The organism is Pseudofrankia inefficax (assembly GCF_000166135.1).
GTDB classification, from domain to species: Bacteria; Actinomycetota; Actinomycetes; order Frankiales; family Frankiaceae; genus Pseudofrankia; species Pseudofrankia inefficax.
Map to the genome: position 1 here is coordinate 4,102,616 of NC_014666.1, position 18,065 is coordinate 4,120,680.

Annotated in this window: 12 protein-coding genes; 8 read left to right on the plus strand and 4 right to left on the minus strand. The window is 71.6% G+C overall.

The window, feature by feature from the left end; genetic code table 11:
* The first annotated feature begins 77 nt into the window (after positions 1 to 77).
* From FRAEUI1C_RS41110 to FRAEUI1C_RS16630, 4 genes are all read left to right on the plus strand, one after another.
* Positions 78 to 539, plus strand: a complete 462-nt coding sequence (locus FRAEUI1C_RS41110; RefSeq protein WP_497006523.1) for a toll/interleukin-1 receptor domain-containing protein — start codon at positions 78 to 80, stop codon at positions 537 to 539.
* A gap of 772 nt (positions 540 to 1,311) precedes the next feature.
* On the plus strand, positions 1,312 to 2,106 hold the full coding sequence (locus FRAEUI1C_RS16620; RefSeq protein WP_013424474.1) for an endo alpha-1,4 polygalactosaminidase: 795 nt from the start codon (positions 1,312 to 1,314) through the stop codon (positions 2,104 to 2,106).
* A gap of 281 nt (positions 2,107 to 2,387) precedes the next feature.
* Positions 2,388 to 3,548, plus strand: a complete 1,161-nt coding sequence (locus FRAEUI1C_RS36370) for a glycoside hydrolase family protein (protein ID WP_013424475.1) — start codon at positions 2,388 to 2,390, stop codon at positions 3,546 to 3,548.
* Positions 3,549 to 3,758: 210 nt separating this feature from the next.
* Positions 3,759 to 4,634 (plus strand): LLM class F420-dependent oxidoreductase, encoded by an 876-nt coding sequence (locus FRAEUI1C_RS16630; RefSeq protein ID WP_013424476.1) that lies wholly within the window; start codon positions 3,759 to 3,761, stop codon positions 4,632 to 4,634.
* A gap of 148 nt (positions 4,635 to 4,782) precedes the next feature.
* On the opposite strand, the gene FRAEUI1C_RS16635 is transcribed toward FRAEUI1C_RS16630, so the two are convergent.
* Complete coding sequence (locus FRAEUI1C_RS16635) at positions 4,783 to 6,315, minus strand: MFS transporter (RefSeq protein ID WP_013424477.1); 1,533 nt, start codon at positions 6,313 to 6,315, stop codon at positions 4,783 to 4,785.
* A 173-nt stretch (positions 6,316 to 6,488) separates the two neighbouring features.
* On the opposite strand from FRAEUI1C_RS16635, the gene FRAEUI1C_RS16640 reads away from it, so the two are divergent.
* Both FRAEUI1C_RS16640 and FRAEUI1C_RS16645 read left to right on the plus strand, forming a co-directional pair.
* A complete protein-coding gene (locus tag FRAEUI1C_RS16640; RefSeq protein ID WP_013424478.1) occupies positions 6,489 to 7,133 on the plus strand; it encodes a TetR/AcrR family transcriptional regulator in 645 nt (214 codons plus the stop codon).
* 10 nt (positions 7,134 to 7,143) lie between these two features.
* On the plus strand, positions 7,144 to 7,974 hold the full coding sequence (locus tag FRAEUI1C_RS16645) for a methyltransferase (protein ID WP_013424479.1): 831 nt from the start codon (positions 7,144 to 7,146) through the stop codon (positions 7,972 to 7,974).
* Positions 7,975 to 8,111: 137 nt separating this feature from the next.
* Here the strand turns inward: FRAEUI1C_RS16645 and FRAEUI1C_RS16650 are convergent, their stop codons facing one another.
* The gene (locus FRAEUI1C_RS16650; RefSeq protein ID WP_157734961.1) at positions 8,112 to 8,339 is read right to left on the minus strand and encodes a hypothetical protein; all 228 of its coding nucleotides are present in this window, start codon (positions 8,337 to 8,339) and stop codon (positions 8,112 to 8,114) included.
* A gap of 254 nt (positions 8,340 to 8,593) precedes the next feature.
* On the opposite strand from FRAEUI1C_RS16650, the gene FRAEUI1C_RS36375 reads away from it, so the two are divergent.
* Positions 8,594 to 14,464, plus strand: coding sequence for an NB-ARC domain-containing protein (locus FRAEUI1C_RS36375; RefSeq protein WP_013424481.1), 5,871 nt, complete (start codon positions 8,594 to 8,596; stop codon positions 14,462 to 14,464).
* Positions 14,465 to 14,507: 43 nt separating this feature from the next.
* On the opposite strand, the gene FRAEUI1C_RS16665 is transcribed toward FRAEUI1C_RS36375, so the two are convergent.
* The gene (locus FRAEUI1C_RS16665; protein WP_013424482.1) at positions 14,508 to 15,350 is read right to left on the minus strand and encodes a slipin family protein; all 843 of its coding nucleotides are present in this window, start codon (positions 15,348 to 15,350) and stop codon (positions 14,508 to 14,510) included.
* 82 nt (positions 15,351 to 15,432) lie between these two features.
* On the minus strand, positions 15,433 to 16,368 hold the full coding sequence (locus FRAEUI1C_RS16670; protein WP_232425454.1) for a cation diffusion facilitator family transporter: 936 nt from the start codon (positions 16,366 to 16,368) through the stop codon (positions 15,433 to 15,435).
* Positions 16,369 to 16,775: 407 nt separating this feature from the next.
* Between FRAEUI1C_RS16670 and FRAEUI1C_RS16675 the strand changes: the two genes are divergently transcribed.
* The gene (locus tag FRAEUI1C_RS16675) at positions 16,776 to 18,044 is read left to right on the plus strand and encodes a cytochrome P450 (protein ID WP_013424484.1); all 1,269 of its coding nucleotides are present in this window, start codon (positions 16,776 to 16,778) and stop codon (positions 18,042 to 18,044) included.
* Positions 18,045 to 18,065 lie beyond the last annotated feature (21 nt).

Here is an 18,065-nt window from a genome sequence, read left to right on the forward strand (position 1 = left end):
ACCAGTCCCGCGACTGGGACTTCTTCATTTCCTACACGGCGTACGATATTAAATGGGCTGAATGGATCGCCTGGCAACTGGAACAGGCGGGATACACCGTCATCATCCAGTCTTGGCACATGGTCCCAGGCGCGAACTACCACGTGATGATGGACGAGGCCATCAGGCGCTCACGGCGCACCGTCGCCGTCCTCTCCGACCGATACCTCCAGTCGGTCTACGGGACGACGGAATGGCAAGCTGCCCATGCCGGCGACCCTCAAGGCCTGCGGCGGAAGCTCGTCCCGATCAGGGTCAGCGACTGTGACCGGCCCGGGATACTGCGTTCCGTCATCTCGTTTGACCTATTCGAAGTCTCCGAGGCTGTCGCCCGAGACCGCCTGCTGAAGGGAATCAGAGCCGCCGTCGAGGGGCACGATCGGCCAGTCAAGGCGCCCGGGTTCCCCGGCGCGCCCACCAGCATCGCCGCGCTGATACCGGACATTACACCCCATGGCCAGACCGTTCGCCATAAGAGGCCGGACTTCCCGACCGCATGATCGGATCCGCTGACGACTTGGCCGCGATTCGCGGGTCTCGTGTTGCGCAGGCGTACGGGTCGGTGGTGTGCCGCGCGGATGGCCAGGAGGGTCGACCTCGGACAGGTGTCGGCAAGCTACGGCCCCCGAAGGGGACGACTGGGTGTTGTCTACGTCGTTGACGATGGCACGGCGTCACTCCTGATCATCCAGTGCCGTGCCGTGCCGTGCCGGGCAAGGTTGGCCTCCTCCCGAGAGGCCGGCAAGATCGCCGTTTTCGCCCTCGCAGGGCGGTAACCGAGGCGGTTTCGTGACCACGTGAGGGCCAAGACGGCGATCAAGCAGGCGGCCGACTCGCCGGACCCGGTCCTGGGTTGGTGGGGATTCGGTGGTTGTGGTTGTGGGGGCTGGGCGTGGTGGAGCCGGCCGTTCACAAGGGCTCGCCCAGGTGCGTGGGTACAGGGGGCGGCTGGAGGTGGAGAACGAGATCCTGAAGCGGGCGGCCCGGTACCGACCCGCCGGCCCCTGGATCCTTGTCGTGTCGAGATGGGGCAGCGTGAGCCGTGGCGGCGATCTCCAGGGACCTGAGCGTGGACGCTCCAGCTGCGGGCGCGACTGCGGTGTTCACCCAGCGGCCGGTCGGGACATGATCGACCGCCTTGCTCGCCGCGCGGTCGTCAGGGTCACTGCCGTGGCGCTGGCGGCCTTGTGCCTCTGCGTCACGACCAGCCGCTGTTCTGCCGGAGGCCCTGCCCCGGATCGTGAAGCCACGGCCGGCGCCCAGGTCTCGTCGGTGGCCGCCAGTTCCACCGGTCCGGCGTCGGCGGTCCCGGCACCGCCGACCGGCCCTGCCGGCGACCAGCGGGCCCGCGTCGTGTTGCCCCCGGTCGGCGCTGCCTTCGACTACCAGCTCGGGGGTGCTTACACCCCGCCAGGCGGGGTGGGGGTGGTGTCACGGGACCGAACAGCCAAGCCGGTCGCGGGCCTGTACAACATCTGCTACATCAATGCGTTCCAGGCGCAGCCTGACGCGTTGGCGTGGTGGCAGGCCCGTCATCCCGAGCTTCTCCTGCGCCGCGGCGACCACGGTCTGGTCATCGACCGGGACTGGGGTGAGGCTCTGCTCGACACCTCCACGGCTGCCAGACGCGCCGCCCTGGCGGCAGTGGTCGCCGTCTGGGTCGACGACTGTGCCGCCTCCGGCTTCCAGGCGGTCGAGCCTGACAACCTCGACTCCTTCGAACGCGCGGAGGGCCTGCTCACCCAGGCCGACAACGCCGCGTTCGCGCAACTGGTCGCCCGGCGGGCGCACGCCGACGGTCTGGCCGTCGGTCAGAAGAACACGGCCGAACTTCTCGGTCAGCGCAGGACTGTCGGATTCGACTTCGCCGTGACTGAGGAATGCGGCACGTACGGCGAATGCGCGGGCTTCGCCGACGCGTACGAGGATCGCGTCTATGACGTCGAGTACAGCGACAGTGGGCTCGCGAAGGCGTGCGGTGGCTGGATGACGAGGATCTCGATTGTGAGACGCGACCGGGACGTCGTCCCGGCTGGCAGCGACGGTTACGTGGATCGGACCTGCTGAGGCTCCAGGATCGCGGGCTGGGCCCGCGGCGTCAGGGATCCGAGACTCGGTACCTGACGACGCCACAGGTGCACCAGGCCCCTGACGTCTCCGGTCTCCGGCACCGCGGCTCCCCGTGCGGCGCACCGCGGGGCACGGGTGGCGGCCGGGCGTGCTGACGGCTATGCGAGTATCGAGGTAGATTCAACCGTTTTAGCGTGTTCGCGCCGTAGGGGCATCGGCTCAGGGGCATGGGGTCGGCCGGACGCACAGCCAGTTCGTCACCACGGTGAGGAGAGGCTATGCGGACAGATGCGGGTGCCGGCGACGGCTTCCTACGGTCCCGACCGGACGGCCGTGGCTCGCCGGCCGGCCTCGGACCGGCGGCGGCCCCAGCGCCACGGCGGCCGGGCCGTCGGCGCCGGCCGCGGCGGTGGGCGCGGGTCTGGCCGGGCCTGGTGGCCGCCGGCGTCGTCCTCGCCCTCGCGGGCTGCGCGCCCGGCACGGGGGTGCCGCTGGCCGGATCGACCAGTGCGCCCGGTTCGGCGCAGCCGTCGACGTCCGGCGCCGCGACGACTCCGACGGCCACCGGGCCGTCGGGGACACCCACGTCGTCACTCGCGGCCGCGCCGCCGCCCCCAGCCACGCCGCCACCCTCGGCGACACCGTCCCCCCGGCCCACGGTCACCGTCGCGCCGCCCAGGCCGCCGGTCGCGGGCTCGGCGCGCAAGGGCGTCAGCGTCTGGAGTTTCGACGGCCTGCAGAAGGCACTGAGTGACGTGGGAGTGTCCTGGTTCTACAACTGGGCCGCGACGCCCGGGGGCGTGACGCCGCCCGCGGGCACCCGGTTCGTACCGATGATCTGGGGCGCCGGGTCGGTCAACCCGGCGACGCTGGCCCAGGCCGCGGCCGCCGGTGACACGCTGCTCGGCTTCAACGAGCCGGACCTCGGAAGCCAGGCGAACATGACCGTCGACCAGGCCCTGGACCTGTGGCCGCAACTACAGGCCACCGGCAGACAGCTCGGCAGCCCCGCGGTGGCCGCCGGCGGCGCCGACCCGGGCGGCTGGCTGGACCGGTTCATGACCGGCGCCCGCCAGCGCGGCTACCGCGTCGACTTCATCGCCCTGCACTGGTACGGAGGCGATTTCGACGCGACCCGCGCCGTCGGCCAGCTGCGGTCCTACCTGCAGGCGGTCTACGACCGCTACCACCTGCCGATCTGGCTCACCGAGTACGCGTTGCTGGACTTCTCCGGCGGCTCGGCTCGGGCGCCGTCGACGCAGCAGCAGGCCGAGTTCGTGACCGCCTCGACCACGATGCTGGAAAGCCTGCCCTTCGTCGGCCGGTATGCCTGGTTCGCCCTCCCGGCCACCCCGGGCAGCCTCACCGGCCTCTACGACCCGCAGGGCAATCCGAACGCGGCCGGAGTCGCCTACCGCCAGGCCCGCGCCCCCGCCTAGTGCCACAGCTGGCACAGTGGGCCTCGTCCCGAGACCGGCAAGATCGCTGTTTTCGCCCTCGCAGGGCTGTAACCGTCGTGGTTTCGTGACCACGTGAGGGCCAAAACGACGATCAAGCCGGCGGGCCGACGGCGAGGGCCCGGGCGGCGCGCGACGTCGCCGCGCTGAGACGAGGAGTGACGCCCGGCGGGTTCGTGGGAGGCTGCGGCCATGCAGATTGGCGTCGTCTACCCGCAGATCGAGCTTCGAGGGGACCCGGTCGCGGTCCGGCGGATCGGGACAGCGGTGGAGGGTCTCGGGTTCGACCACCTGCTCGCCTACGATCACGTGCTCGGCGCGGTGCATGCCGACCGGTCGCCGCCGCTGACCGGCCCCTATACCGAGCACGACCCGTTCCACGACCCGCTCGTGATGTTCGCCCACCTGGCCGCCATCACCGAACACATCGAGTTCGCGACCGGCATCCTGATCCTGCCGCAGCGGCAGACCGCGCTCGTCGCCCGGCAGGCGGCAGACGTCGATCTGTTCTCCGGCGGCCGCCTGCGCCTCGGGGTGGCGGTGGGCTGGAGCCAAGTGGAGTACGAGGCGCTCGGCCAGGACTTCCAGACCCGCGGCGCCCGGCAGGAGGAGCAGATCGGGCTGCTGCGCCGGCTGTTCACCGAGCCCGTCGTCGACTTCTCCGGCCGCTTCGACCGGATCGACCGCGCCGCGCTCATCCCGAAGCCGACCCGCTCCATCCCGATCTGGCTGGGCGGCTCGGGCGACGCCGCCCTCGGCCGGGCCGCCCGGCTCGGGGACGGCTTCATCTTCTCCGGCTCCAGGGGCATCGAGCGTGCCCTCGGTGGGTGGGCCCGGCTGCGGGACCTCCTGATCGAGGCCGGCCAGCCGGTCGAGGGCTTCGGCGCCGAGTACGTCGTGCTCGCTCAGGGCGACCTCGGCACCGCCGTCGCGGAGATCGACGCCTGGCGGGCGGCCGGCGGCACGCACGTCTCGGTGGCCACGATGGGCCGCGGCCTGGACTCGGCCGACGGCCACCTCGACGTCCTGACCACGCTCGCGAGCGCCCTCAACCTGACCGCCCGCTGAGACGCAGAACCAGCGAGTTCAGTGGGAGAGCCTGCGCCGCCAGGTGAAAGCCGCCTGGCCGCGGATCACCGGTACGGGCCGGCCCGGATGCCACACCCGCCGCGTCGGCGGCCGTGGGCACCCGAGCCGGCCCGCGCCGGCCGCGTCCTCACAGCCGGGCCGCGGCCTCCGGATCGCCGGCGTCGGCGGGACTCGTTCGGGCCGGCGGGAGGTCCGGCCGGGACGGCGCCGTGGCTCGCGAGTCCAGGCCGAACGAGGCGACGGCCGCCACCACGAGGGCTCCGGCCGACACGTACCAGGCATGCTGGAAGACCGCGTGGCTGGCCGCGCCGGAGGCACGGCCCAGGATCGCCACCAGGACGCTGATCCCGATGACCGAGCCGAGCTGGGTGGCCATCGTCACGATCGCGCTGCCGGTCGCGGAGTCCTTCGGTGGCAGGCCGACCGTGGCCCGGGTGATCGCGGTCGGCACCGCCAGGCCGTAACCCAGGCCGAGGACCACCCAGGTCGGCAGGAACGCGGCCACGAACCGCGGCTCGTCGGTGACCAGCTGGGTCAGCATGATCGTGCCGACGGCGGCCAGCAGCGCGCCCGCGACCGCGATCCGTCCCGCCCGCAGCCGGGTCCGTGCCTGGAGGGTCTCCGCGACCGCCGAGCCGACCGCGAACATCACCGGGCCAGGCGTCGAGGCGAGCCCGGTGCGGATCACCGAGTAGTGCCAGTGGCCCTGGAGCCACAGGATCGTCGAGAGCAGCTCGATCCCGAACGCCATGAAGGCGACGGTGGCGACCAGGTTGGCGGTGGTGAACACCCGGTCCCGGAACAGCGAGAGGGTGACGACCGGCGCCGGGTGGCGGGCGGAGCTGGCCAGGAACAGCGCCAGCGCGACCGCCGCGAGGACGAACGCGACGACCACCCGGCCGCTCGACCAGCCCCAGTCCGGCGCCTTGACCAGCCCCAGGGCGAGCGCGCCGATCGCGACGATGAGCAGCCCGCCGCCGCGCAGGTCGGGCAGGTGGTCGCCGGCGTCCCGACTGCTGGGCAGGTAGCGGGCGCCCAGCGCGATCGCGGCCGCCGCGACCGGGATGTTCACCAGGAACAGCCACCGCCAGGACGCCTCCACGAGCAGGCCGCCCAGCACCGGGCCGGAGGCGGCTGAGAGCGCGCCGGTGGTGAACCAGATCTTCACGTAGGTGCCGATCTTCGCCGGCGGCGCGGTCAGCAGCACCAGGCCGAGGCTGGCCGGGGTGAGCAGGGCCGCGCCGGCGGCCTGCAGGACCCGGAACCCGATCAGCACCCAGATGTCGCCGGAGAGGCCGGCGCCGATGCTGGCGACGGCGAACACGGTCAGGCCGAGCAGGAAGCCACCCTTGCGGCCGAACCGGTCCACCAGGCGGCCGGCCGGCACCAGCAGCGCGGCGTAGACGATCGCGTAGCCGTTGAGCACCCAGCTCAGGTCGGCCAGCGAACCTGCGTGGGTGCCGTGCCCGATGGCGGGCAGGCCGACGTTGGTGACCCACACGTCGAGCTGGGCCAGGAAGCTCGCGATCGACAGGATCGCCAGCAGCAGGGCCGGGGAGACGGGCCGGGCGCCGGCGTCCGCGCGGCGCTGGCTCGGGATGGGCGGGACGGCGCCGAGGTCGGGACCGGCCCGGTCGGGCTGGGCGTCCTGCTGAGTCATGAGGTGGCTCGCATCTCGCGGTCGGGGGCCCGGCGCGTACGCGCGGCGCCCGGTCGGTATGGAGGCCCAACGATCTGGACTGTTCAGTAAAGAACTCCGAGGGTTCTGGACTATTCCGCCAACAACCAAACGATCACTCGATCAACAACCAGATCCGTGGATACGATCGGCCCATGGGGCGCCCACCTGGCTTTGACCGGCGGGAGGTGCTGGCGGCCGTCGAGCGCGAGTTCCGCAAGAACGGCTTCGACGGGACGAGCCTCGATGACATCTCGGCCGCGACGGGGCTCGGCCGCGGCAGCCTCTACGCCGCCTTCGGCGACAAGCACGCGCTGTTCCTGGCCGCGTTGGGGGACTACTGCGACCAGGACGAGGCGTCCGGCGCGGCCGCGTTGGCCGGCCCGGACGAGACCGCGATGCGGCGTCTGCGGGCCTACTTCGTCGACTCGGTCGACCGGCAGCTGAACGACCCCGAACAGCTGGCCTGCATGGCCAGCCGCTTCACCGTCGAGCTGGCCGGGCGTGATCAGGACGCCACGGCCCGGCTACGCCAGGGCTTCGAGGCGCAGCGGGCGGCCCTGGCCGGCTGCCTGCGGGCGGCGCAGCGCAACGGCGACCTTGATCCAGCGGCCGATCCGGTCACGCTGGCGACGTTGCTGGTTGTCGACTTCCGGGGCATCGGCTCACTGATCGGGATCGGAGTGGACCGGGCCGAGCTCGTCGCCCTCGTCGACGCGGCCCTGGCCGGCCTGCCCGTGCCACCCCTGTCGGCCGCCGCGTCCTCACCACCAGGCCACGTCCTGGACCGACCATCCTGACCCCAAGCCGATGACCGCACCCGGAGCCCGGCCCAACGACAACAGCTGGGTGCGGGGCGCTGTCGACCGGGCCCTCGCACCCGGCTACCAGGCCCACACCGCGACCCTGCGGGGAGCCGTGCGCCAGCGCCTCGTCACCCGCGCGCTGCTCACCCACCTCCCGACCCCGCCGGGCCGGATTCTCGACGTCGGCGGCGGGGAGGGCACCCAGGCCCGAGCGCTCGCCCGGCTCGGCTACGAGGTCACGATCTGCGACCCGGACCCGGAGATGCTGCGCCAGGCCGACGAGCGGCTGTCCGGCGCCGACGCGGCCGTCCGCGACCGGATCACCCTGGTCCACGGCGACGGCCACGACGCCGCCTCCCTCGTCGGCGGCGGCTGGGACGGCGTCCTGTGTCACGGCGTGCTGATGTACCTGACCGACCCGGCCGCGCTGCTGCACGTCCTGGCCGACGTGACCGGGGCGGGTGGCGTGATCTCGGTCGTCGGGAAGAACGCGACCGCGCTCGCGCTGCGCGCCGGGCTGCAGGGCCGCTGGCGCGACACCCTCAGCCTCCTCGACGAGGAGCCGCGCGCCGCCGCTGGCACGGTGACCGAGATCGGGAACCTCGGCGTACCCAGCCGCGGCGACGACCCCCACCAGATCCGGGACCTCCTCTCCGCCGCGGGAACCGAACCTCTCGCCTGGTACGGCATCCGCGTGCTCACCGACCACCTCGGGGACACCCCACCCGGCCCCGACCTCGACACCGTGGTCGAGGCCGAATGGCGGGCCGGCGAACGTGATCCCTACCGGCAGGTCGCCCGCCTCTACCACCTGATCCACCGGCGCCGCCCATGACCGCCAGCCGCCAGGGCCACGGCTGGGCACTGGCCTGCTCGCCGCGATCAGTCAGTACCTAAATGTGTGGGCGCCGCGGCCGGCCGCCCGACAGCCGGCCTGCACGGCCGTCGCGGCCTACCGGTTGATGGTGATGGTCAGGATATGGGGACCGGACGCGGGTCTACCGTCGGTAGCGCCGCCTGCCACACCGCCCTGATCACCTTGACCGCCACCAGCTCGGGCCCGGCGTCGCCAGTAGGCGCGGCGTCGGCGCGCCGGCCGAGGTAGACGCTGCCCATGCCGCCGTCCCCGAGCCGGCCGAGCAGGACGTAGGGGCCGATCGCGCGGGGGTCGAGGTCGTCCAGCGGCGCGACAGCCGCCACGTCGACCACGCCACCCCCCGGTGAGCAAGATCCCCCCGACCTGCTCCGAGTCGTACGGAGCGGGATCTACACCCCGGTTATATCCCACGGACCACGTCGCGCGACAACTGGCGCAGCCCGGGACCGTTGAGACAGTCCCGAAATCGTCGTTATCGAGATAGCTGAGGTAGCGGGGGCTCGGGGCGCGGTTCTGGGCTGGCGTCGGTGGGTGCGACGATGGTCGATCACGGGCTTGGCGAGTATGGGGGTAGCTGGTGGGGGGTCTGTCGGAGGACGAGATTGACGCGTTCGCGCAGGTCTTCTTGGAGCTGGCGGGCGCGCGGCTGGTGTTGGAAGCCGCAGGTTTTCCTCGTAAGGACCTTCCGGCGTGGAATGTGGGGAGTTCCAGACAGTTCTGGGCCGAAGTGTCGCTTCTGATGGCGGCAGGTGCTGTGGTCGATGGCCGCCGGCGGTTGTTCGCGGCCGCGGTGAAGGCGTTTCCTGGGAATGAGGTGTTCGCGGCGGGCGCGCGGGCGATGGTGGGCCGGGTGGTGCCGTCGTGGGAGGTGGCCCGTTCCGGTTGGCCGTTGCCGGAGCCGTTCGTGGGCCGGGAATCGGTCGTGGCCGGGGTGCGTGACCTCCTGATGTCCGTCGGCGCTGGCCCGGTTGGCGTGGTGGGGATGGGAGGCGCGGGTAAGTCGACGGTGGCCCGCGCCGTGGTGCATGACGACAGGGTCCGAGACCGGTACGTCGATGGTGTGGTGTGGGTGGAGGTCAACCCGGGCGCGGACGTGACGGCGGTCCAGGCGCGCGTACTGGCCGCGTTCGGGGATCGGCGGCCGGTGCGGGAGGCGGCGGACGGGCGGGAACGGCTGCGCGCATTGCTCGCGGGTGCCTGTTGCCTGGTCGTGTTGGACGACGTGTGGGAAAGGGCGGTGGTCGACGGGTTTCCCCGACTCGCCGGGGTCCGGCTGATGGTGACCTCGCGGACGACCCAGGTTCTCGACGTCACGACGCCGATCTGTCCTGTGGGCCCAGTAGACGAGCCGACTGCTCGGCGCCTGCTGGCGGCGTACGCGCGCCAACCGGCGCGGGGTGCGGCGGCCGATCAGGTTGTCGAGCGGTGCGGCGGGCTGGCGGTCGCGCTGGCGATCGCGGGGGGCATGGTCCGGGACCTGTGGGACTGGGACGAGATCGCCGAGGCATTGGAGCGTGCGGACCTGGCTGAGCTGACCGCGAGATTCGCCGAGTCGGACTATGGCTATCCGAACCTGCTGGTCGTTATTGACGCGAGTCTGCGGCTACTCGCCGACGGGGTCGCGCAGCGATTGTTCGAGCTCGCGGTGTTCAAGGGCCGCGGGCCGATCCCGATGCCCGTCGTCCTCGCTCTGTGGGAGGACACAGGTCAGCTCGACTCCCGGGCCGGGCGCCGCGTGCTCCGCCAGTTGGACGGCGCGTCGCTGGTGCGCACGCAAACCGACAGCCAGAGCGGCTCCCGGACCGTTGTCGTGCATGACCTGGTGTTCGACTACGCGCGTGGCAGCCTCCCGCCCGGTCGACTCGAACTTCTGCACGGCACGCTCGCCGACGGGTTTCTGCGACGGTGGGGTGGGCTGGACAGCGGTCTGAACCGTCTCGGCGGCGGGAACACGGACGCGGCCGACCGATACGGACTCACCTGGCTGATCGAGCACCTGCTGGCCGCCGACAAACCGGAAACCGTCGACACGGTCCTTGAAGCCGAACGGTGCACACCCGATGGCCGGACGGAAAGCGTCTGGTACACAGCCCACGAGGAGCAGGGCAGCACCAGCGACTACCTGGCCGCTGTCCAGGCCGCCCGCCACGACGCGCTCACCCGCCAGGCCGCGGGTGACCCCACGGGACTGGCCAGGCAGGTCGGCTACGCCCTGCTGCTCGGCTCGATCACCAGCCTCGCCGCCCACGTCCCGCTGCCCCTTCTCGTGCGGCTCGTCGACAGCAGGCTGTGGCCCAGCACCCGGGCGCTGACCTATGCCCAGGCGATACCGGACGCATCCACCCGTGCCTCGGCGTTGACCACGCTCGGTCCGATGCTGCCCGCGCGGCATCGCGGACAGACGTTCGCCCAGGCGTTGACCGCGGCTGCCGCGATCAGCGACCAGGACGAGAAAGTACAGGCCCTGACCGCGCTGGCGCCGTTCCTGTCGGCCGAGCTACTCGCCCAGGCGTTGTCCGTCGCCGACGCGATCGACGACCCGGCTGCCCGGGCGACGGTGCTGACCACGCTGGCCTCACATCTGCGGGGCGAGGACCGCGGCGAGGTCCTCGCTCACGCGTTGACGGCCGCCGGCGCGATCGACGACGAGGACGTCCAGGCGGGGGCGCTGACCGGCCTGGCCGCGCTCGTGGCCGTGGATGCACACGCTCACGTACTGACCGGCGTGCGTGCGATCGACGACCCGTACGCCCAGGCGAGGGTGCTGACCGCGCTGACCCCGCACCTGCCGGTCGGGGACCCTGACGGGGCGCTCGCCAAGGCGCTGTCCGATCTGGCCTCGCGCCTGCTGGTCGAAGACCGCGGACTGATAACCGCCCGGGTGTCGGCCGCCGGCAGGGCAGCGGTCAACGACCCGTTCGCCTGGGAATATGAGCAGACCCAGGAACTCGTCCCGCTGAGCGAGCGTGCCATCCACCACCTGGTCGCCACGGGATTCGGCGAACGTAGCCACCCGAAGTCGCACCAGCGGGTTCTTACCGAACTTGCCGCGCACCTGTCCGCCAAGGAGCGCGGCAAGGTCCTCGCCCTGGCGCTGTCCGCGGCCCTCGCGATCGACGAGTCCGAGGTCAGAGGGTTGGTGCTGGCCGAGTTGGCAGCGCTCCTGACCATCGATCTACCCGCCCAGGCGTTGGCGGCCGCCCGCGCCATTGACGGCCTGGGCGCCCGGGCGCGGGTGCTGGCCGCGCTGGTGCCGCGTCTGCCCCCCGAGCTGCTCTCCCAGGCGCTGGCCGACGTCCGCGCCATTGACGGCCCGGACGCCCAGGGGCGGGTGTTGGCCGCGCTGGTGCCGCGTCTGCCCGTCGAGCTGCTCGCCGAGGCGCTGACGGCCGCCCGCGCGATCAGCGACCCTCGCTCCCGGGCGCGGGTGCTGACCGAGCTGGCACAGCACCTCCCCGCAGACCTGTTCGCCCAGGCCTTGACCGACGTCCGCGCCATCGAAGACCCGGGTGGCCAGGGGCGGGCGCTGGCCGCGCTGGCACCGCGTCTGCCCGCCGAACTGCTCGCCCAGGCGTTGAAAGCCGCCCGCGCGATCGACGACCCGGAGTCTCGGGCGTGGGTGATGCTCGAGTTGGCCGCCCGACTACCCGTTGACGACCGTGACGAGGCCTTCGCCCAGGCGTTGACCGCCGCCGAGTCGATCTATGACGTGGACGCCAAGATGCGGGCGCTGACCTTGGTGGCGCCGGACCTTCCCGCGAGCCTGCTCGGCCAGGCGGTGACTGCTGTCTGTGCGATCAAGCATTCGTGGTTTCAATCGCGAGTGCTGACCGCGCTGGCGCCACGTCTGCCCAGCGACCTGCTAGCCCAGGCGCTGACCGCCACGTATACCATTTCCGACCTGGAGGACCGGGTCCGGATGCTGACCGTGTTGGCACCGCATCTCCCAGCCGAGCTGCACGGTCAGGCATTGGCGGCCGCTCGGGTGATTGATGAACCGCGGGCCCAGGCGCGGGTCCTGACCGTCCTGGCACCGCACCTTCCGGCCGAGCTGCACGGTCAGGCGTTGGCGGCCGCTCGGGTGATTGATGAGCCGCAGGCCCGGGCGCGGGTGCTGACCGAGCTGGCCGCGCAGCTGCCTGACGAGGACGGCGGCGAGGTCCTCGCCCAGGCGCTCGCCGCCGCCGCCGTAATCACCGACGAGTACACCCGAGCGTCGGCGCTGACCGAACTGGCGCCGCGGCTGTCCGTCGATCTTCTCCCGCGCGTGCTGACCGCGGCCCGCGCGATCGACAATCCACATGCCCAGGCACGGGTGCTGATCGGGCTGGCACCGCGGCTTTCCGCGGATCTTCTTCCGCGGGTGCTCACCGCCGCCTGCGCGATCGACAACCCGCGTGCGCGGGCACGGGTGCTGACCGAGCTCATTCCGTACCTGCCTGTCGATCTCCTCGGCCAGGTGCTGGCCGCCACACGCGGCATCGGCGAGCCACAGGCCCAGGTGCTGGCGCTGATCGAGCTTGCCCGCCGCCCCCACGCCGAGCTTCTCCCGAACGTGCTGACCGCGGCCCGCGCGATCGACGACCCACACGCCCGGGCACGGGTACTGACCGAGCTGGCCGCGCACCTGCCTGCCGAGGACCGTACCGGCGTCCTGGCCGAGGCGTTGACCGCCGCCGGATCGATCAACGACGTTCGGGCCCAGGTCCACGTACTGACCGAACTCGCGGTCGGCCTGCCCGCTGAGCTCCTCCCTCAGGCGCTGGCGGCCGTCAACACGGTGAGAAACCCACGGGCCAGGGTCCACGTCCTGACGGAGCTGGGTGCGCGTCTGCCTGCCGAGGCTCTCGGCCAGGCCCTGGCTGCCGTCACCCTGATCAACAGTGCGCAGGGTCAGGCCGAGTTGCTGATCAAGCTCGTGCCCCGCCTTCCGGCTCCGCTGTCCGCCCAGGCGCTGGCCGCCATCAGTACGATCACCAATCAGCGCGCGCAGGCGGAGGCACTGACCGCGCTGGCTCCGCGTCTGCCCGTCGAGTTGCTGGCCCAGGCACTGACGATCATCGCTGGGATCGCCACCCCCAGCGTTCGGGCGCAGGTACTGACCGCTCTGGTCCCGCGCCTGCCCTTCAGTCTGCTCGCAAAGGCGCTCACCACAGCGTCGGCTATCGAGCGGCCGGCCGAGCGGGCTTGGGCGCTCGCCGACCTGGCCCCGTACCTCAGCCCGAAACCGCGTGGTCAGGCTGTGGCGCAGGCATTCGTCGCCGCAGGGGCGCTCAACAACCCGAGCGACCAGGTGCGCGTGCTGGCCGGACTTGCCCCACACCTGCCCCTCGATCAACGATGGCTGGCCCACGCCCAGGCGCTGACCGCCGCTGGCGCGATCAAAGATCCGAGCACCCGGGCGCGAGCATTGCTGAGCATCACCCAGGGCGCGACCGCCGACCGGATCGCCGCCGCGTTGACCGCGGACTCAACGATGAAGGCCTCAGACGACCAGGCGCAGGCGGAGCTTGAGCGAGCCTGGAGCAGGTCAGCCGACGTCTTTACGCAGGTATCTGCCGCGGCCACCGCGATCGACGAGTTGTACGAGCGCGCGCAGGTGCTGATCGCGCTAGCGCCCTACCTGCCGGGCGACCAGCGCCGCGAGGCCCTCGCTCAGGCGCAGGCAGCGGCCACCGCCATCAGTGACCCGCACGACAGGGTGTGGACGTTGATGGGGTTGGCCTTTGTTCTGCCGCCCGGGCAGCGCGGAGATGTTCTTGCCCAGGCGTTGACGGCCGCCACCACCGTCGACGACCCAACAGCCCGATCGTCGGCGCTAGCAGAACTTGCCCTCCATGTGCCGGCTGAACAACGCCGATGGGCCCTCGACCAGGCGCGGACCGCCGCTGGGGCGATCGGCGACCCGCTCGCGCGGGTGCGGGAACTGACGGCGCTGGCCCCGCTGTTGGCCGCGGACGAAAGGGCGCAGGCCATCGAACAGGCGTGGAGCGCCGCTCGGGGGATCGGCGACCCGCATTCCCGGGTCCTGGCGTTGACCGCCTTGGCCCCGCTGCTGGCTCCGGACGACGGCGCGCAGGCCATCGCCGACGCCCGGATCGTCGCGACCGCGATCAACAACCCGCGGGCCCAAGCCCTGGCGCTGATCGAACTCGCGCCACATCTGCCCGCCGAGGAACGCGAATCGGCCGTCGCCCAGGCGTCGACGGCGGCCAGCGCCATCGACGACCCGAACGACCGGACCTCAGCTCTGGCAGGACTGGCCCCACATATCTCCGCCCCGCAGCGGAAAACCCTCGCGGCCAGAACGTTGATGGCCGCGGCGTTGGCGGGCCGGACGACCGTGATAGGCGCTCTCCCGACGATCCTGTCCATCGAGGATGAACGCGACGTGGTCAGCGCCGCAATCGTAGAATCACTGGCCCGCGTACATCGTTGGTGGCCCTGAGCCGCCGGCCCGCCGACTGGGACACGCGGAGCTCGATCCGCCGTCAGACGCTGTCGTCCTGGAGCGCCGGGTGCTGCTTGCCATCCGGGCTCGGCGGGTCGGATTTCGGCTCGCCGACCGAGTCCAAACGGCCGGTCTCACCTCGGTCGAAGAACCGGAGGAGCTCGACCGGGACCGGCAGGACCAGTGTCGAGTTCTTCTCGGCGGCCACCTCGACGACGGTCTGCAGCAGCCGCAACTGCAGCCCGCTCGGATCCGCGGCCAGGACCCGCCCGGCCTGGGCGAGCATCTGAGACGCCTGGAATTCGCCCTCCGCCGTGATGACACGGGCGCGCCGCTCCCGCTCGGCTTCGGCCTGCCTCGACATCGAGCGTTTCATCGACTCGGGCAGCGCCACGTCCTTGAGCTCGACACGTTCGATCTTGACGCCCCAGGGCCCCTCGGTGGGCTCGTCGATCACCGCGCGCAGCTCTGCGCTGACCCGTTCCTGGTCCGAGAGCAGGTGGTCGAGATCGCTGCGGCCGATGACCGAACGTAGGGAGGTCTGGGCCACCTCGGTGACAGCGAACCGGTAGTTCTCGACGTTGACGATCGCCTTGACCGGATCGACGACCCGGAAGTAGACGACAGCCTCGACCGTGAGCGTCACGTTGTCCCGGGTTATGCACTCCTGGCGGGGCACGGACATCGCCACGATCCGCATGTTGACCCTGACGAGGTGGTCGATCCCGAAGGGAAGGACCACGGTCAGGCCCGGGGTGCGGAGCCGGGGCAGCATCCTGCCGAATCGGAACACCAGCCCCTGCTGGTACTGCTGCACAGTCCGCAGCGATGCCAGCAGCAACACTGCGGCAACGACGACAACGACGATCAGCAGGACGATCACAGGGGCCGACTATAGGCGGCCGGTAAGTACCCGGTAACACCATTCGTCGCCGTTCTGACAGGAGTGTCCCTGAACGGAGTCGCTACAACGCGGGGGTGGCGTGGTGCAGCGCGGGGCTGGTGTGGATGGTCGCGGCGGACAGGCGTCGGATGTGGCGCAGCAGGTGGGCTTCCGCGGCGTGCGCGACGTCATGGGCTGCGGCCAGGGTCAGGTTCGGATCGACGGTGACGTCGGCTTCGGCGCGCAGGGTGTGCCCGATCCAGCGCAGCCGCAGCTCGCGGACGGTGTCGATGCCCTCGGTGTGCAGGAGGGTGGTCCTGGCTTCGGCGACGACGTCGGGATCGACGGCGTCCATCAGCCTGGCGCCGAGCACCCGGGCGGCCGAGCGCAGGACTCCGAGGATGGTGACCGTGATGGCCAGGCCGACGACGGGGTCGGCCCAGTGCCAGCCGAGGGCGACGCCGGCGGCGCCGAGGAGGACCGCGAGGCTGGTGAGCCCGTCGGTGCGGGCGTGCAGGCCGTCGGCGACGAGGGCGGCGGAGCCGATCTGGTGGCCGGCGCGGATGCGGTAACGCGCGACGATCTCGTTGCCGACGAACCCGACGAGCCCGGCGACGGCGACCGCGGCGAGGTGGTCGATGTGCCGAGGATGCAGCAGGCGGTCGATCGCGGCCCAGCCGGCGAGCACACTCGACAGGCTGATCATCGCGAGGACGGCGAGACCGGCGAGGTCCTCCGCGCGGCCGAATCCGTAGGTGAACCGGGTGGTGGGCGGGCGGCGCGCGAGAGTGAAGGCGATGAGCAGCGGAACCGCGGTGAGCGCGTCGGCGACGTTGTGCAGGGTGTCCCCGAGCAGCGCCACCGACCCGGACAACGCCACCACGACGGCTTGCGGCGCGGCAGTCAGGGCGAGACCGGCCAGGCTGATCAGCAGTGCGCGCCGCCCGGCGGCGTCGGCTTCCAACGCGTCGTCGATCTGGTCGGCGCTGTCGTGGCTGTGGCCCCCGATCAGGTCCAAGAGACCATGGCGAAGCCGCACCCACCGCCCTGCCGGGTGATCGGCATGGCCGTCCTCGTGCGGGTGCCCGCCGTGAGCATGGCCATGGCCGTGTGCGGCGCGCTCATGCTCCTGACCGGTGTCCATATCGGCGACGATAGACGAAAACGATCAACGCGGCGTTCTCGCAGCGGCCACCTCCTCCCACCTGCGCTGACGGTGCAACTGCTACGGGATCGACGGGTCAGCCCGGCGCAGGCCGTCCACCGGCCGAGGTCCCGTACGATGTGCAACCACGTCGGCCTGGGGGCCCCGACGACGACTCCGGGGAGTCACCGGAAGCGGGCCCGGGCCTTCGTCACACCGGCCCCGGCTGTCCCGCGAGCCTGGCACCGGAGCGCGGCCGGCCACCTCTGGGAGAAATCGTCATGACACCTCATTTAGCTGGTTCCACCGGCACCGCCGACTCCCGGGACCATGACCGCCCGGTCCCGTCGGACCACCCGGCTGACGCCGTCCCGCTGTTCGGCCCGCGCTTCGAGCAGGAACCGGCCGCGTTGTACCGGGAGATGCGGGCCAGATTCGGCCCCGTCGCGCCGGTCCTTCTCGAGGGCGGCCACCCGGCGTGGCTCGTGCTCGGGTATCGCGAGCTTGTCTACGTCACCAGCAACCCGGCCCTCTTCGCCAGGGACTCCCGACGGTGGAACCGCTGGCCGCAGATTCCGCCCGACTGGCCGCTGCTGCCGGGGGTGGGCTATCTGCCGTCCGTGTACTTCGCCGAGGGCGTCGAGCACCGCCGGCGCGCGGAGGTCGTGCACGCCGCCCTCGAGGCCGTCGACCACCTCCGGCTGCGGGCCCAGTGCGAGCGGATCGCCGACCAGCTCATCGACACCTTCTGCGGCCGGGGCGAGGCGGATCTGGTCGCCGACTACGCCAGCGTGATCCCGCTGCTTGTCGTCGCGGTGTTGTTCGGTCTCGACGAGGCTGACACCGAGAGCCTGGTGCACGACCTCACCGAGATGGCATCCGGGTCGAGCGACGCGCTGGCCGCCTTCGAACGGGTCGGCGACCTCATCCGCCGGGTCGTGGCGCGCGCGCGGAAGCGGCCGGGCAACGACATCCCGTCCAGGATGGCGATGCATCCGGCCGGTCTCACCGACGACGAGATGCTGATGGATCTGGTGGTCATCGCCTCCGCCGGCCAGCTCCCGACGTCCTACTGGACCAGCGGCACCCTGCGGCTGATGCTGGTCGACGACCGGTTCTCGACGGGGCTGTCCGGCGGCCGGCGAAGCGTCGGCCAGGCACTCAACGACGTGCTGTGGGAGGACACGCCCCTGCAGAACTTCGCGGGCCGCTGGGCGGTGCGCACCGTCGAACTGGGCGGCCAGCGAATCGCTGCCGGGGACCTGCTGCTGCTCGGACTGGCGGGCGCGAACGCGGACCCCATGGTCCGGGCGGGAATGGACCGGCACGCGGCCGGAAACCATGCGCACCTGTCGTTCAGCCACGGTGAGCACCGCTGCCCGAGCCCGGCCCAGGCGATCGCCGAGGTCATGGTGACGGCGGCGGTCGAAGTGCTCCTCGACCGCCTTCCCGACGTCACCCTCGCCGTGGACAGCGACGCCCTGCTCTGGCAGCCGTCGCCCTGGACCCGTGGACTCGTCTCCCTTCCCGTCAGGTTCAGTCCGGCCTGACGGGTTGAGCGGTCTGTCCTT